Below are 14,419 nucleotides of genomic sequence, written 5' to 3'. Positions count from 1 at the left end.
CAGCGCAGGCGTGCCCGACGAAACGAGACCACCATGAACCGAGCTTCCCAGTTGACGGCGACCTTGCTGGTGTCCGGTGGCCTGGCCCTGACCAGCTTGGTGTGCGCGGCGACCGCCCTGGCCGGCGGCCCGTACCAGTGGTGCCCCGGCGATGAACCGGGCGGTTACGGCGGTGGGTTCAACACGCCTGCGGATGCGAGGCCGAGCTGGGACTGGAACGTCTGCCACAGCTACCACTACGTCAACCAAGGTCAGGGCAACGTCTCGTCCACTGTGTGGGAAGGCGACAACCCGCCGCCTCCGTATCCGTGGCAGCCGCCGAACATGTGCTGGTCGCTGTTCCTCCCCCGGCCGTGCGGCCCCGCCGACCTAGGTCAATGACCTTCCAGCACCAGTGCGGAGTGCAGCAGCTTGTGGTCGAGTGCGTGCGCGGTCAACCCACCCCGGCCCGTCATGGTCTCGGCCGCCACCAACGCGTTGACGATGGCCTCCTCCGTGGCTTCGATGGCCAGGTCGAACAACCGGGTCATCAGCTGCGGTGCCACCATGCGCACCCCGATTTCGGGCCGGTTGGCGTCGGGGTTCTCGTCCCATCCGTAGGGCGGGATTCCCCGGTTGCCGGTCGAGAACGCCAGCATCATGTCGCCGCTGTACTGCTCACCTGTTCCGCCCACCCGGCCGATCGCCAAGGCGGAGCGTTGGGCAAGTCGGGTGCATTGATGCGGCAGCATCGGCGCATCGGTGGCGACGACGACGATGATCGAGCCGGATCCGGCCGGGTAAGGGATCGGCAGATCCGGTGTCGGCACCAGTTCGGGCCCCACCATCTCCCCGACCGGCACACCGTTGACCCGAAGCCGTTCCCGCCGACCATGATTCGCCTGCACCAGTACGCCGACGGTGTACTGCCCACCCACGGTGTCGGTGACCCGCGATGCGGTGCCGATACCACCTTTGAAGCCGTGGCAGATCATCCCGGTGCCGCCACCGACATTGCCTTCACCGACCGGCCCGTCCGAGGCATCGGCGAGTGCGGCGAACACGTGCTCGGCCTGGACGTGGTGGCCGTTGCAGTCGTTCAGCAGCCCGTCGTAGGTCTCGCCGACCACCGGCAGAGACCAGTACAACCCGTCGCCGCGGGCCTGCACCTGTGCCGTGACCAGCGCATCGCGGACGACACCGACGCTGTGGGTGTTGGTCAGCGCGATGGGCGTGGTGAGCTCGCCGGATTCGCGGATCCATTCCAGACCGGTGAGCTCGCCGTTGCCGTTGAGCCGGTGGGCCCCGGCGAACACCGGCTCGGTGAAGATCCCCGCGTGCGGGACCACGACGGTGACGCCGGTGTTCACCGGGTTGGGGCCGGAGCGCTGGACCGTGTGATGTCCGACGGACACTCCCGCCACATCGGTGATGGCGTTGTTCGGACCGGTTGGGTGTTCGCCGATGACGACGCCGATGTCGCGGGCGCGTGGACGTGAGGAGCATTCAGACATGCATCCCCCGGAAGGTAGTGGCGAAATTTTTTTCAAGATTGGCAAATAATGGCTGTGGACACCGCTCGATGCAACCTGATCGGCGAAAACCGGTAAGGATGTGACCTGTGGGACGGCCGAATCGACAAGCGCAACGGCGCGAGGAGATCCTCGACGCCACGATCGCACTGATCGAGCGCAACGATCTGAACACCGTGCGGATCGCCGACGTGGCAGCTGAGCTCAACCTGACCCCCAATGCCGTGCGCTACTACTTCCGCGAGATGGACCAGCTGTTGTCGGCGCTCGCGCAGCGCTCGGACCGCAAGTTCTACGACGACCGCCTCGCGGTGGTGGAACGCACCGAGGATGTCCGAGATCAGATCGCGTTCATGATCGCCGCCGGTCTGCCATCGGGACCGGAGGACGCCGAGTGGCGGGCAATCTGGCGGGCGGTGTTGGCCGCCGGGTTCGTGCTCGACCAACGGCGCGACATCCAGCACATCTATCACCGACAGGTCGACCTGTACGCTCAGATACTCGAAACAGGCTCCGCCGCAGGCATCTTCACACTCGCCTCGCCCACCCGTGACATCGCGATGACCCTCATGTCGATGGAGGACTATCTCGGGTACCGGATCGTGGCACGAGATCCCGACCTCGACCGCGCGACCGCGCTGCGGCTGATGCGCGGCTATGCCGAACTGGCGACAGGGGCTCGGCTTCCGGTGACGGCGTGACCACACACGCCCCGCTCGGGGCTGCGCTGCTGGTGGTGATCGCCGCGGTCAGCCAGGAGGTGGGGGCGGCGTTCGCGGTCGGACTCTTCGCTGCGGTCGGCACCGTAGGAGCGTTGTTCGCCCGCTTTGCGGTGGCCGGCGTGATCCTGTGCGCGGCCGTACGCCCGACCGTGCGGGGCCTGACTCGTCAGGCCTGGGGTGCGGCGCTCGCGCTGGCCGCGACGCTCGGCGCGATGAATTTCTGCTTCTATCTGGCCATCGCGCGGATCCCACTGGGCGTCGCGGTGACCATCGAAGCCCTCGGTCCGCTGATCCTTTCGGTGGTGACCGGCAAGAGCCGGGCCGCTTGGCTGTGGGCGTTGCTCGCCTTCGCCGGCGTCGCAGCACTGGGTCTGCCGCACGGGGGCGGCGGGCATTTCGAGGCGACCGGATTCGGATTCGCGGCCGCCGCGGGGGTGGCCTGGGCCGGCTACATCCTGGCATCTGCACGTACCGCCGTGGAGTTCCGTCGCGTCGACGGCCTGGCTCTTGCCACCGCCATGGGTGCAGTCGTCGTCGCCCCGTTCGCAGTCGCCTCGGTCCACCTGAACGTACTGGACTGGCGCGTACTCGGGGTGGGCGCCACAGTCGGCGTGCTGTCGTCGGTCATCCCGTACTCGCTCGAGTTGATCTCTCTGCGCCGTCTTCCACCTGCCACGTTCGCGGTGCTGACGTGCCTGTCACCGGTCACCGCGGCGCTCGCCGGCCTGGTGGTGCTCGGTCAGCAGATCGGGGTGCTCGGCTACCTGGGCGTAGCCCTGGTGACGGTCGCCAGTATCGGCGCGGTGCGGTCGGCACACGCACGCCCCGCCGAACCGCTCGGCTAGCGGCGAGCTTTTCAGTGCGGGAAAGTGTCAGCGGTTCTTCGCGAGGAAGCGACGGAACAGCGGCCAGGCAATCGCGAGGTTGTATGCCACGCCGCCCAGCAGATACGGCCACCACGTGCCGTGCGCACTGGCGACCCAGAACGCCTTGGCCGCCCAGTACGGCGGCAGCACACCGAAGGCCAGGTTCCACGACGAGTCGATGAACCAGGGCAGGCACGGCAGCCCCGCGATCAGCATGCCCAGTGCACGCAGCATCGCAATGCCCTGAATCTTGTTGCCGGCCATGGTGACAATGAGAAGTAGCGTCACCACCGCCGACAAGCCGGCGACCAACCCGATCGGAACGAGCGCTCCGGTCAGCCCCGGCTCCAGGAGACCGCTGAACGACAGCGTCGCGATCACGTAGACGGTGGTGACCACCATGACGGTTCCCGCGCGATACCCGAAGAACGTCGTCATCGGGACCGGCGTCACCCGCAGTGCGGTCATCGTGCCGGCATCGACCTCGTCGAGCATCAGGAACGCGCCCAGACCCCCGGCGATGATGATGCTGGTCAACAGCAGAAACGCGGTCAGCACCAACGGGTAGTACGGCACGAGGTCGAAGCCGTAACGCTGCGCCAGCATCTCAGTGACCTCGGGCGTCAGGACCGCCACCAGCGAAGTCCAGATCACCGGCGCAAACACCACCATGACCAGCAGCGGATCTCGGTAGGTGCCCCGGATATCGTTGCGGCCGAATGCGGCCACGGCCCTGCCCGTCGCGGAACTCGATATCGCGGTCACAGCACACCCGACCTTTCGACGACGTAGCGGCCGAACAGCACGTGAGCGGTCCGCCACAGGACCACGAGCGACAGCACGGGATACAGCACCGAATAGAGCATCTGCCAGCTCGTCAGCGCCACCTGGTCGAACGCCGCGCCCAAGAGCAGCACCGGCCCCTGGGTGGGCACGAGGTACAGCATCACGTTGGGCCAGAGCCCCGAGTAGTAGATCAGCGGGGGTACCAGCATGACCGCCAGCGGGATGGTGGCCGCCAGGAACCAGTCGGTGACCGAGGCGAACGGTAGCGACGTGATGAACCCGACCAGCAGCATCAGCAGGGTGCCGAGGACAACCCCGAGGACCAGCAGCACCGGATGGTAGGTGAAGCCGTCGGCGATGGTCGACACCACGATCGCCACGAACAACGAGATAGCCAGCAGCACAGATAGTTTGGCTGTCAGATACTCCCAGAAGCGCAACGGGGTGGAGATGATCGCGCCGAGCGTGCGTTCCTGCTTCTCGAAGAACACCGAGCCGCCGATGAAGAAGAAGCCGATGATCGCGGTGTCGCCGGCGAGCACGTAGGGCTCCATGACCGGGCGCAGGTCGCGCGGCATCGGCAACAGCACCGCCAACCAGATGAGGCCCGAGAACACACCCGCGTGCAGGAACTTCTGCCGGTTGGCCACCGTCAGTTCCAGCCGGATCGCGGTGAGCAACCGGGTCATGACAACCGCCGCCCGGTGACCTCGACGAAGACATCGTTGAGACTGGCTTCGCGACTGTGGATCGTCTCGACGTGATGCTCACGCAGGATCGTATGGAATGCCGGATCGTCGGCCAGACCGTCCATCCCGTACTCGGCGGTGGCGAGTCCGCCGGGAGTGCGGTACTGCACCCGGACGCGCCGTTGGCTGCGGGCGATCTTCAGTTCGGCGGGGGTGTCGAGCGCGACGATGGCGCCGTCGACGACGAAGGCCACCCGGTCACACAGTTCATCGGCCGTGGACATGTCGTGGGTCGTGAGGAAGATCGTGCGGCCGCGCGCTTTGAGGTCCAGGATGATGTCCTTGACCTTGCGGGCGGTGACCGGGTCGAGCCCCGAGGTGGGCTCGTCGAGGAACAGCAGCTCGGGGTTGTTGATCAGGGACCGTGCGAACGTCAGCCGCATCTGCATTCCCTTGGAGTACTTGGCAACCCGGGTGTTGGCGGCATCACCGAGACCGACCGCGTCCAGTAATTCCATCGGATCCGCCGTCGGCCCGTCATAGAGGGAGCCGAAGAACCTGAGGTTCTCCAGCCCGGTGAGCTTGTGATAGTGGTTGGGCAGTTCGAAGGACACACCCACGCGCTGGTGGTAGTCCGGCCCCCAGTCCAGCGGGTCCCGGCCCCACACCGTGGCCTGGCCGCCATGCCCGCGCAGCAGCCCGATGAGCAGCTTCTGGGTGGTGGATTTTCCGGCGCCGCTGGGCCCCAGAAACCCGAAGATCTCCCCCGGCGCGACGCTGAAGTCCATGCCGCGTACGGCCGGCTCAGTTGCTTTGGGATAAGTGAAAGTCAAGCCCCGAACGTCGATGACATCGGTCGCTGTGTGCATCAGTGCCCTTCCGCGCAGACGAAAATCACATCTCCGACCAGACTTCCCGGAACACCGGACATGACTGTACTAAACTTTCAGTAATTATTGAAGCCTTTTCTTGGCGAGGAGGATCCGGCGGTGTCAAAGTCCACAGATCTGCAGCAGTCGGCTGAGCAACTCGGCTTGGTGCTCAGCAGTCACGGCATGCAGAAGATGACCGCCCGCGTGCTCGCCACCCTGCTGTTCAGCGAACAACCCAGCGTCACGATGGCCGAACTGGCCGAGACCCTGCAGGCCAGCGCCGGGGCGATCTCGGGTTCACTCAAGATGCTCACGTCCGTCGGCCTTGCCGAGCGGGTTCCCGCCCCGGCAAGCCGGCGTGAGCACTTCCGCTTACGCGACGACGCTTGGGCGGTCCTGTTCACCAGCCAGAACGAGACGATCGCGGCAATGCAGGCCGCCGCGGACACCGGCATCGCCGCCGCTGACCGCACCAGCCCGGCTCATCACCGACTGACGCAGATGCGCGATTTCTACACGTTCCTGATGGCCGAACTTCCCGCTGTCCTCGACCGCTGGCAGCACCAGAACGATCAGGGAAGCAAGCCGACCTGACGGTAGACGGCCCGCAGATAGCGGCGCATCTCCTCGGTGTCGGGCGGGTCGGGTTGCAGCACGCGGTAGGTGATCGCACCGACCATCATGTCGATCGACACGTCGAAATCCGTTTCGGCAGGCACAGTTCCACACTCGCGTGCGCGCTCAAGTAGGCGAGCGGCGAGCTTGCGGCGCGGCGCGATGTAGCGGTCCCAGTACACCGCCATGAGCGCCGGATGGCTGACCGCCGATCCGAGAACTCGGGCGACCAGCGCCCGGTAGTGCGGCGTGGTCGTCGTGACGGCGGCGCTTTCTATGGCCGCCTCGACGAGTTCGTAGGGCGACTCGACATCGATCTCCTCCGGTGAGGCCCAGCCCACCTCTTCGGCGATCAACGTCTCCACCGCCGCAGCGATCAACTCTTCCTTGGTCGACCACCGCCGGTAGATGGTCGGCTTGCCGACACCGGCGCGCTTGGCGATCTGCTCGATGCTGGAACCCTCGACACCACGCTCGATGAACAGGTCCAGCGCTGCCTGCAGGATCGCGCGATCGGCGCCCGCATCGCGCGGCCGGCCCCGGCCGGGCGGCGTGGTCATCGTACCGACCCTGAGCTCAAAGCTGTTGCCAGCCAACGGTCGAGGCTGGCCTTGTCGGCGGGACTCCCCCGCCAGGCCAGGTGAGCGTCGGGCCTGATCAGCATGGCCTCTGTGCCGCCGTGGTGCAGCGCCACGACGAATTCGCCTAGGTGAACCCGCAGGAGTTCGAGGTCATGGGGCACGCCGTCGGGCAACAGTAGCGCCCAACGGCCGCCGAGCTCACTGTGCAACCGGGTGGCGGTGCCGTCCGCGCGCGTGCACTGCCGATCGGCAATGCGATCCCCTGGTCGCGGTTTGTGGCCACCACCGCCGAGCGGACCTTTCCGATAACTCACCCACAGCTGCGATGTGGTGTACGTCGTCCACCGCTGGATGAACGACAGGCCGAACAGTCGAATGGCCACCTGGTCGCGCAGGAAGCGGCCCACCCGGTTGCTGGCCACGTTCATCCGGGTCACCGCGCTGGTCCCGCGCAGCACTTCGGTGGCCAGAGGCCTGCGCTCGGCCTCGTACGTGTCGATCAGTTTGTCGGAGGCCAGCTTTCGTATCACGAGGGCCAGTTTGAACGCCAGATTCTCGGCATCGCCTATACCGGTCAACATGCCCTGCCCGCCGAACGGCGCATGGGCGTGCGCGGCGTCCCCGGCGATGAGGATCCGCCCGTTGCGGTATCTGTCGGCGAGTCTGCGGTGAACGGTGAACACCGACAGCCACTCGGCGTCTCCGACGCTGACACTGCGCCCGGTCCGCTGCGGCACAACGTATTCGATGCGTGCGCGGATCTCGTTGTCGCTCGGCTTTTGGTCCGAGATGGGGTCGTAGACGAACAAACGCCACAGATCGTCACGACCGCTCGGGTCCGGCATCGGCATCGCGCCCACCAACCCGTCGGGGTGGATCCACCCGGTCGTCCCGCTGCGGTCCACGTCCCAATCCAGGTGCACGTCGGCCAGCAGGAAACGCTCGGAGAGCTTGACGCCGGGAAACCCGATGGCCGCCTGTTGCCTGGTCACGCTGGAGGTGCCGTCGCATCCGACGAGCCACTTCGCGCGGACGCGTTCACCATCTGACAGTTCGGCAACGACGGCGTCGCCGTCCTCTCGCGCGGCGATCAAACCCCGGCCCCATTCCGGTTCGACGCCGAGCTCGGCCAGACGGGCCCGCAGCGCCGCTTCGACCTTGGCCTGCGACACCACCATGGGCGGTGCGGCGGTCCGCATGCCGGGATCGCCGAACTCCAGGGTCATCACGGGACGGTCGCCGAGATAGGTGGTGATGCGCATCGCGCGTAACGACTCGCTGGGCAGCGTTCCCAGCGCGCCGATGCGGCCCAGCACTTCCGAGCCGCGCGCGTGCAGGAAGTTGGCCCGCGATGTGATCGCCGGCCCCTGCGCGCGGTCGACGACGCGGACTGAGATGCCATGTAGGCGCAACGAGCAGGCCAACGTCAGCCCCGTAGGGCCGGCGCCGACCACGATCACATCGGGGTTCTCATCCGAGAAGGACACAAGAATATAGTAACGATACCGTTCCGTAATTTAAAGAGGCGGCCCGCCATGCCGCCCGGCCCGGCTATCTTCGGTCCATGAGCGCCGATGCAGCTGAGCACATGCGGGTCGAGAGCCTGTACCGGTATCCGATCAAGTCAATGCTCGGGGAGAGCGTGGAAACGTTGTCCGTCAACGCCGGCGGAGCAGAGGGTGACCGAAAGTTCGCACTCATCGACGAATCCAGCGGCCGGGTGGCGAGCGCGAAGCAGGCCCGGCTATGGCGGACCCTCCTGTCGTGCGGCGCTGTCACCGAACAGCGGCGGGTACGCATCCACCTACCGGACGGCAGCACGACGACGACCGACGAGGACGGTGTCGACGACGTGTTGTCACAGTTCGTGGGGCGGTCGGTCCGACTGATCGACAGCAGGCCCGCCGGTGCTTCCATCGAGCGCGCAGACCCCGATCAAGTGCTCGACAAAGGCGTCGACGCAGAGGTCGACGCTCCGATCCTGGAGCTGGGTCTGGCAACCCCGGGAGACTCCTTCACCGATCTGGCTCCTGTGCATGCCGTCACCACCGCGACCCTCGAGCGCATCGGCGTCGAGGCCGCGCGCTACCGGCCCAATCTGGTGATCGCCACGCCACCCGGTTTTCCCGCATACGCCGAGAACGAGTGGACCGATCAAATCCTCACCGTGGGCGGAGTGCGGCTACGGGCCATGGGACCAACTCCCCGCTGCGTCATTCCGACCCTCGAGCACGGTGCTCTGCCCCGGGCGCCACACGCGCTCCGGACTCCCGCAGCCGAGAATCGGGTCGACGCCTTCGGCCTCGGCCTTCTGCCGTGCGCCGGCACGTACCTTCAGGTGCTCGCCGCAGGCACCCTGCAGATCGGCGACCCGGTCTCACTCGACTGACCCATCTCCCACGGTGATGCGTGTGGTTCCGTGCCGAGACCGCACAGCAGACCACCAGAACCCTTGCCAAAGGTTCCGACCAATTACTAGGATATCCAAGTATCTCGGGTGAGCCCCGAGTTGCCACCACTGCGCACAATCCTGGACGGAATGTCATGACTACACAGATTCCCCACTTCATCAACGGCCAGCGCACCACCGCCGGGTCGACCCGTACCGCCGATGTGCTCAATCCCAGCACCGGCGAGGTGCAGGCACAGGTGGTCCTGGCGTCGGCCGCCGATGTCGACGCCGCGGTCGCCGGTGCCGTCGAGGCCCAGAAAGAATGGGCCGCCTACAACCCGCAGCGCCGCGCCCGGGTGTTGATGAAGTTCATCGAACTGGTGCACCAGAATGCCGACGAGTTGGCCGAGATGCTGTCCCTGGAGCACGGCAAGACCGTCGCGGACTCACACGGCGACATCCAGCGCGGCCTTGAGGTCATCGAGTTCTCGGTCGGCATCCCCCACCTGCTCAAGGGCGAGTTCACCGAGGGCGCGGGCACCGGTATCGATGTGTACTCGATCCGCCAGCCCCTGGGCGTGGTCGCGGGCATCACCCCGTTCAACTTCCCGGCGATGATCCCGCTGTGGAAGGCCGGCCCGGCGCTGGCATGCGGAAATGCGTTCGTGCTCAAGCCTTCCGAGCGTGACCCCTCGGTGCCGCTGCGGCTGGCCGAGCTGTTCATCGAGGCGGGTCTGCCCGCCGGTGTGTTCCAGGTGGTGCAGGGCGACAAGGAAGCCGTCGACGCCATCCTCGAGCACCCCGAGATCAAGGCCGTCGGCTTCGTCGGCAGCTCTGACATCGCGCAGTACATCTATTCGGGCGCGGCCGCGCACGGCAAGCGGGCCCAGTGCTTCGGCGGTGCGAAGAACCACATGATCGTGATGCCCGACGCCGATCTGGATCAGGCCGTCGACGCATTGATCGGTGCCGGCTACGGCAGTGCGGGCGAGCGCTGCATGGCCATCAGCGTCGCAGTGCCGGTCGGCGAAGAGACCGCGAACCGCCTGCGCGCCAGGCTCGTCGAGCGGGTCAACCAGCTACGGGTCGGGCACAGCCTCGATCCCAAGGCCGACTACGGGCCACTGGTCACCGGCGCCGCGCTGGAGCGGGTGCGCGACTACATCGGCCAGGGCGTCGAGGCCGGTGCCGAACTCGTGGTCGACGGCCGCGAACGGGCCAGCAGCGAGCTGACTTTCGGTGACGCGAGCCTGGAGAAGGGCTACTTCATCGGCCCCACCCTGTTCGACAACGTCACCACCGACATGTCGATCTACACCGACGAGATCTTCGGCCCGGTGTTGTGCATCGTCCGGGCGCATGACTACGAAGAGGCGCTGAAGCTGCCGTCGGAGCACGAGTACGGCAACGGCGTGGCGATCTTCACCCGCGACGGCGATGCCGCCCGCGACTTCGTCTCACGCGTGCAGGTCGGCATGGTGGGCGTCAACGTGCCGATCCCGGTTCCGGTGGCCTACCACACCTTCGGCGGCTGGAAGCGTTCCGGTTTCGGCGATCTCAACCAGCACGGGCCGCATTCGATCCTGTTCTACACCAAGACCAAGACCGTCACCGAGCGGTGGCCGTCAGGCATCAAGGATGGCGCCGAGTTCGTCATCCCGACCATGAAGTAGCCAACCCGTGAATCTGAACGACCCGTACAGCCTGAGCGAGGACGACCGTGTCATCACCGACACGGCGGCCGCGTTCGCCGAAAAGCGCATCGCGCCATACGCGTTGGAATGGGATGAGACCCATCACTTCCCCACCGACGTATTGCGCGAGGCGGCCGAACTCGGCATGGGCGCCATCTACTGCGGCGAGGACGCCGGCGGCAGCGGGCTGCGTCGCCTGGATGCGGTACGCATCTTCGAGCAGCTCGCAGTCGCCGACCCCACCCTGGCGGCGTTCCTGTCCATCCACAACATGTGCGCGTGGATGGTCGACAGTTTCGGCACCGAGGAGCAACGCAAGACCTGGGTGCCCAGGCTGGCGTCGATGGAGGCCATCGCCAGTTACTGCCTGACCGAACCGGGTGCCGGCTCGGACGCGGCCGCGCTGCGGACGCGGGCCGTGCGCGACGGTGACGACTATGTGCTGGACGGGGTCAAGCAGTTCATCTCGGGGGCCGGCAGCTCGGATGTATATGTGGTGATGGCCCGGACGGGAGCGGACGGCCCGAAGGGCATCTCCGCGTTCGTCGTCGAAAAGGACGCGCCCGGGCTGAGCTTCGGCGCACAGGAACAGAAGATGGGCTGGAACGCCCAGCCCACCGCACAGGTGATCTTCGAGGGGGTCCGGGTTCCGGCCGACGCATTGCTCGGCGGCACCGAGGGCACCGGGTTCGGCATCGCGATGAACGGGCTCAACGGCGGGCGGATCAACATCGCCGCCTGCTCACTGGGCGGAGCACAGGCCGCCTACGACAAGGCATTGAGCTACCTGGCCGACCGGCAGGCGTTCGGCGGGGCCCTGCTCGACGAGCCGACCATCCGGTTCACCCTCGCCGACATGGCCATGGGTTTGGAAACATCACGAAACATGTTGTGGCGGGCTGCGTCTGCCCTGGATGCAAACCACCCCGACAAGGTGACGTTGTGCGCCATGGCCAAGCTGTATGTCACCGACACCTGCTACGAGGTGGCAGATCAGGCGCTGCAGTTGCACGGCGGCTACGGCTATCTGCGTGAGTACGGTCTGGAGAAAATCGTCCGGGATCTGCGGGTGCACCGCATCCTTGAGGGCACCAACGAAATCATGCGCGTGGTCATCGGTCGCTCGGAATCGAGCCGCGCCCGCAACTCTGCATAGGAGACGTACGTGAGCACGATCGCGTTCTTGGGGCTGGGCAACATGGGCGGGCCGATGGCCGCCAACCTGGTCACCGCCGGGCACACCGTGCGCGGTTTCGACCCGGTGCCTGCCGCGCAGGAGGCGGCAAAGACCAACGGCGTCAACGTGTTCGCCACCGGCGCCGAGGCAGTGAGCGGTTCAGACGTGGTGATCACCATGCTGCCCAACGGGGCGTTGGTGAAGAGCTGCTACGCCGAGGTGCTGCCCGCCGCCGCCGACGGAGCCCTGTTCATCGACAGCTCCACGATCTCCGTCGACGACGCTCGCGAGGTGCACAAGGTTGCCCTCGAGCACGGCTTCGCCCAGCTCGACGCCCCGGTCTCCGGCGGGGTCAAGGGCGCGGTGGCGGGCACGCTCGCGTTCATGGTCGGCGGTACCGATGAAGCAGTTGACGCCGCGCGGCCTGTGCTCGAACCCATGGCGGGCAAGATCATCCATTGCGGTGCCGCCGGCGCCGGCCAGGCCGCCAAGGTGTGCAACAACATGGTGCTGGCGGTGCAGCAGATCGCCGTCGGAGAGGCATTCGTCCTGGCCGAGAAGCTCGGTCTGGACAAACAGGCACTGTTCGACGTGATCACCGGTGCGACCGGCAACTGCTGGGCCGTTCACACGAATTGCCCGGTGCCCGGGCCGGTTCCGACCTCCCCGGCCAACAATGATTTCAAGCCGGGGTTCGCGACGGCACTGATGAACAAGGATCTCGGACTGGCGATGGCGGCCGTGGAATCCACGGGGTCATCGGCACCGCTGGGCACGCATGCGGCGGAGATCTACGCGAAATTCGCTGAGTCGAATGCCGACAAGGACTTCAGCGCCGTGATCGAGACGCTCCGCACCTGATTCAGGCCCGCGTTTGTAACCGGGTGGCGGTGAAATCCGCGTTTCGCCGCCACCCGGTTACGAACGCAGACGGCGCGAAAACCTATGCAGCAGTCGGGCTGCGCTGAACCCACCACTGGGTGTGCAGGCGCTGGCAGGCCGGCAGCCGCAGCGGATCGGAGCCGGCGAAGTCCGGCCGCACCGCAACCGCGCCGGGTGAAACCGGACTGGCGTCGGGGTCGATCACGACGCCCGCCATCCCCGCGGCGTTGGCCGACCGCAGGCCCGCGACCGAGCCCACCATGGCCAATGCGTCGTGGCCTGCCACGCCCAGCTCGGCCAGTGCGTGCCGGTAGAGCTCGCCGGGTCCACTCACGTCGTCGGTGGTGACGACGGTTTCCACCAGACCGTCCCCGACGAGCTGGCGCACCAGGGGTTCGGCCCAGCGCCGACGGCCTGCGGCCACCACCCCGACCGGCAGCCCGGCCAGGAACGCGTCGTTCATCAGGTCCTCCAGACCCGGCCGAGGCGTCAGGCCGGCGTCGAGGATCATCTCGTCGAACATCATGTCTTTGGTCATGCAGATCTCGTCGGCGAGCACCTCGGTCAGCACATCGCAGTCCGGGCCCACGCACCGCTTGCGCAACTCGGCGGTGACCCGCTGGCGCTCGTCGTGCAGCGCGAGAAGCTGCTGGTAACGCGCGACACCCCATTGAATGGGCAGACCGTGCGCGGCGAAGGCGGCGTTGAAGACGACGCGATGCCCGTCGACGTCCACATCCGACAACGCATCGAGGTCCAGGATCACCGCACGCAGTGGATGGGCACTCGGATCAGGCTGCGAACAGTCCCACCAGAACCGTCCGGCCCGCCATGACTTCTCTTGTGTTGACGACACCACATGAGAGTGGCCCACGTCACATCTGTCGCGCGTCCCCCCTACGGGGGATTGGGCCGGTCAAGTTGATCTACCGACTGCGGTACCACCTTTAGGGTGATGCCATGGCGCCCTCCAATCCAGTGCGCCTTGTGCTGGTCGACGACCACGAAATGGTCATCGAGGGTCTCAAGGCCATGCTTGCTGTGTTCAACGACCGGGTCGAGGTGGTCGGTCAGGCCGTCGGCGCGGAGCGGGCGCTGAGTGTGATCGAGACGCTGGACCCCGACATCGTGTTGTGCGACGTCCGCATGGAGGGTTCCAGCGGACTGGATCTGTGCCGGGTGCTGCGCGAGCGCGACCCGGACCGCAAGGTGGTCATGCTGTCGGTCTACGACGACGAGCAATACCTGTTCCAGGCGCTGCGGGTGGGTGCGTCGGGGTATCTGCTCAAGAGCATCAGCAGTGACGAGCTGGTCCGCCAGCTCGAATTCGCCCACAGCGGGCAGACCGCGATCGATCCGGGGATGGCGGCGCGGGCGGCCGGTACCGCGGCCCGCCTGCAACGTGACGAGTTCTGGCCCGGTGTCCGGCAGGGACTGACCCAGCGCGAGAGCGAGATCCTGTCCTTCGTGGTCGCGGGCCTGTCCAACCGCGGGATCGCCAACAAGCTGGTGATCGGCGAGGAAACCGTGAAGACCCACCTGCGCTCCATCTACCGCAAGCTCGGGGTCAGCGACCGGGCGGGCGCGGTGGCCACTGCACTGCGGGAGGGCATCTACCAGTGAACGCCGAGC

16 protein-coding genes are annotated in these 14,419 nt (G+C 66.5%); 9 read left to right on the top strand and 7 right to left on the bottom strand.

Going from position 1 to position 14,419, the window contains the following annotated elements:
• Positions 1-33: 33 nt before the first annotated feature.
• Positions 34-381, top strand: coding sequence for a hypothetical protein (locus tag AC4ELS_RS21930; protein ID WP_064959359.1), 348 nt, complete (start codon positions 34-36; stop codon positions 379-381).
• Here AC4ELS_RS21930 and AC4ELS_RS21925 read toward each other — a convergent pair.
• Positions 375-1,493, bottom strand: a complete 1,119-nt coding sequence (locus tag AC4ELS_RS21925) for a DmpA family aminopeptidase (protein WP_499049303.1) — start codon at positions 1,491-1,493, stop codon at positions 375-377. The two genes, AC4ELS_RS21930 and AC4ELS_RS21925, sit on opposite strands and share 7 nt — an antisense overlap.
• A 107-nt stretch (positions 1,494-1,600) precedes the next feature.
• Here AC4ELS_RS21925 and AC4ELS_RS21920 point away from each other — a divergent pair, with 107 nt between their 5' ends.
• Together AC4ELS_RS21920 and AC4ELS_RS21915 are read left to right on the top strand one after the other, a co-directional pair.
• On the top strand, positions 1,601-2,212 hold the full coding sequence (locus AC4ELS_RS21920) for a TetR/AcrR family transcriptional regulator (RefSeq protein ID WP_064959357.1): 612 nt from the start codon (positions 1,601-1,603) through the stop codon (positions 2,210-2,212).
• Positions 2,209-3,078 carry an EamA family transporter gene (locus tag AC4ELS_RS21915; protein WP_499049301.1) on the top strand — a complete coding sequence of 290 codons (870 nt, stop codon included), beginning with the start codon at positions 2,209-2,211 and terminating at the stop codon, positions 3,076-3,078. Before AC4ELS_RS21920 ends, AC4ELS_RS21915 begins: the two co-directional genes overlap by 4 nt.
• Before the next feature lie 27 nt (positions 3,079-3,105).
• Here the strand turns inward: AC4ELS_RS21915 and AC4ELS_RS21910 are convergent, their stop codons facing one another.
• Genes AC4ELS_RS21910 through AC4ELS_RS21900 form a run of 3 tightly spaced genes read right to left on the bottom strand, consistent with a single transcriptional unit; the run spans position 3,106 to position 5,443 of the window.
• The gene (locus tag AC4ELS_RS21910) at positions 3,106-3,864 is read right to left on the bottom strand and encodes an Rv2686c family ABC transporter permease subunit (protein ID WP_064883205.1); all 759 of its coding nucleotides are present in this window, start codon (positions 3,862-3,864) and stop codon (positions 3,106-3,108) included.
• Entirely contained in the window at positions 3,861-4,574 is a 714-nt protein-coding gene (locus AC4ELS_RS21905; protein WP_499049299.1) for a fluoroquinolone export ABC transporter permease subunit, read from the bottom strand. Before AC4ELS_RS21905 ends, AC4ELS_RS21910 begins: the two co-directional genes overlap by 4 nt.
• Positions 4,571-5,443 (bottom strand): ABC transporter ATP-binding protein, encoded by an 873-nt coding sequence (locus AC4ELS_RS21900; RefSeq protein ID WP_499049297.1) that lies wholly within the window; start codon positions 5,441-5,443, stop codon positions 4,571-4,573. The genes AC4ELS_RS21905 and AC4ELS_RS21900 overlap by 4 nt, the downstream gene beginning before the upstream one ends.
• 138 nt (positions 5,444-5,581) lie before the next feature.
• Here AC4ELS_RS21900 and AC4ELS_RS21895 point away from each other — a divergent pair, with 138 nt between their 5' ends.
• A complete protein-coding gene (locus tag AC4ELS_RS21895; protein ID WP_064959391.1) occupies positions 5,582-6,040 on the top strand; it encodes a GbsR/MarR family transcriptional regulator in 459 nt (152 codons plus the stop codon).
• Here AC4ELS_RS21895 and AC4ELS_RS21890 read toward each other — a convergent pair.
• The gene (locus AC4ELS_RS21890; protein ID WP_448445936.1) at positions 6,019-6,621 is read right to left on the bottom strand and encodes a TetR/AcrR family transcriptional regulator; all 603 of its coding nucleotides are present in this window, start codon (positions 6,619-6,621) and stop codon (positions 6,019-6,021) included. The genes AC4ELS_RS21895 and AC4ELS_RS21890 overlap by 22 nt on opposite strands.
• Positions 6,618-8,129, bottom strand: a complete 1,512-nt coding sequence (locus tag AC4ELS_RS21885; protein ID WP_499049295.1) for an FAD-dependent monooxygenase — start codon at positions 8,127-8,129, stop codon at positions 6,618-6,620. Before AC4ELS_RS21885 ends, AC4ELS_RS21890 begins: the two co-directional genes overlap by 4 nt.
• Before the next feature lie 77 nt (positions 8,130-8,206).
• Here AC4ELS_RS21885 and AC4ELS_RS21880 point away from each other — a divergent pair, with 77 nt between their 5' ends.
• The 4 genes from AC4ELS_RS21880 (at position 8,207) to mmsB (ending at position 12,766) form a co-directional block, all read left to right on the top strand.
• Entirely contained in the window at positions 8,207-9,031 is an 825-nt protein-coding gene (locus tag AC4ELS_RS21880) for an MOSC domain-containing protein (RefSeq protein WP_499049293.1), read from the top strand.
• A gap of 155 nt (positions 9,032-9,186) precedes the next feature.
• The gene (locus tag AC4ELS_RS21875; protein ID WP_064883217.1) at positions 9,187-10,707 is read left to right on the top strand and encodes a CoA-acylating methylmalonate-semialdehyde dehydrogenase; all 1,521 of its coding nucleotides are present in this window, start codon (positions 9,187-9,189) and stop codon (positions 10,705-10,707) included.
• Positions 10,708-10,738: 31 nt separating this feature from the next.
• Positions 10,739-11,884, top strand: a complete 1,146-nt coding sequence (locus AC4ELS_RS21870; RefSeq protein WP_499049476.1) for an acyl-CoA dehydrogenase family protein — start codon at positions 10,739-10,741, stop codon at positions 11,882-11,884.
• A gap of 9 nt (positions 11,885-11,893) precedes the next feature.
• Positions 11,894-12,766 carry a 3-hydroxyisobutyrate dehydrogenase gene (mmsB, locus tag AC4ELS_RS21865; RefSeq protein WP_499049291.1) on the top strand — a complete coding sequence of 291 codons (873 nt, stop codon included), beginning with the start codon at positions 11,894-11,896 and terminating at the stop codon, positions 12,764-12,766.
• Positions 12,767-12,848: 82 nt separating this feature from the next.
• Here mmsB and AC4ELS_RS21860 read toward each other — a convergent pair whose 3' ends face one another.
• Positions 12,849-13,643, bottom strand: a complete 795-nt coding sequence (locus tag AC4ELS_RS21860; RefSeq protein WP_499049289.1) for an HAD family hydrolase — start codon at positions 13,641-13,643, stop codon at positions 12,849-12,851.
• 104 nt (positions 13,644-13,747) lie between these two features.
• Between AC4ELS_RS21860 and AC4ELS_RS21855 the strand changes: the two genes are divergently transcribed.
• On the top strand, positions 13,748-14,410 hold the full coding sequence (locus AC4ELS_RS21855; protein WP_064883226.1) for a response regulator: 663 nt from the start codon (positions 13,748-13,750) through the stop codon (positions 14,408-14,410).
• Positions 14,411-14,419 lie beyond the last annotated feature (9 nt).

The organism is Mycobacterium shunyiense, from assembly GCF_058270035.1.
This window is presented reverse-complemented; position numbering and strand designations above follow the sequence as displayed.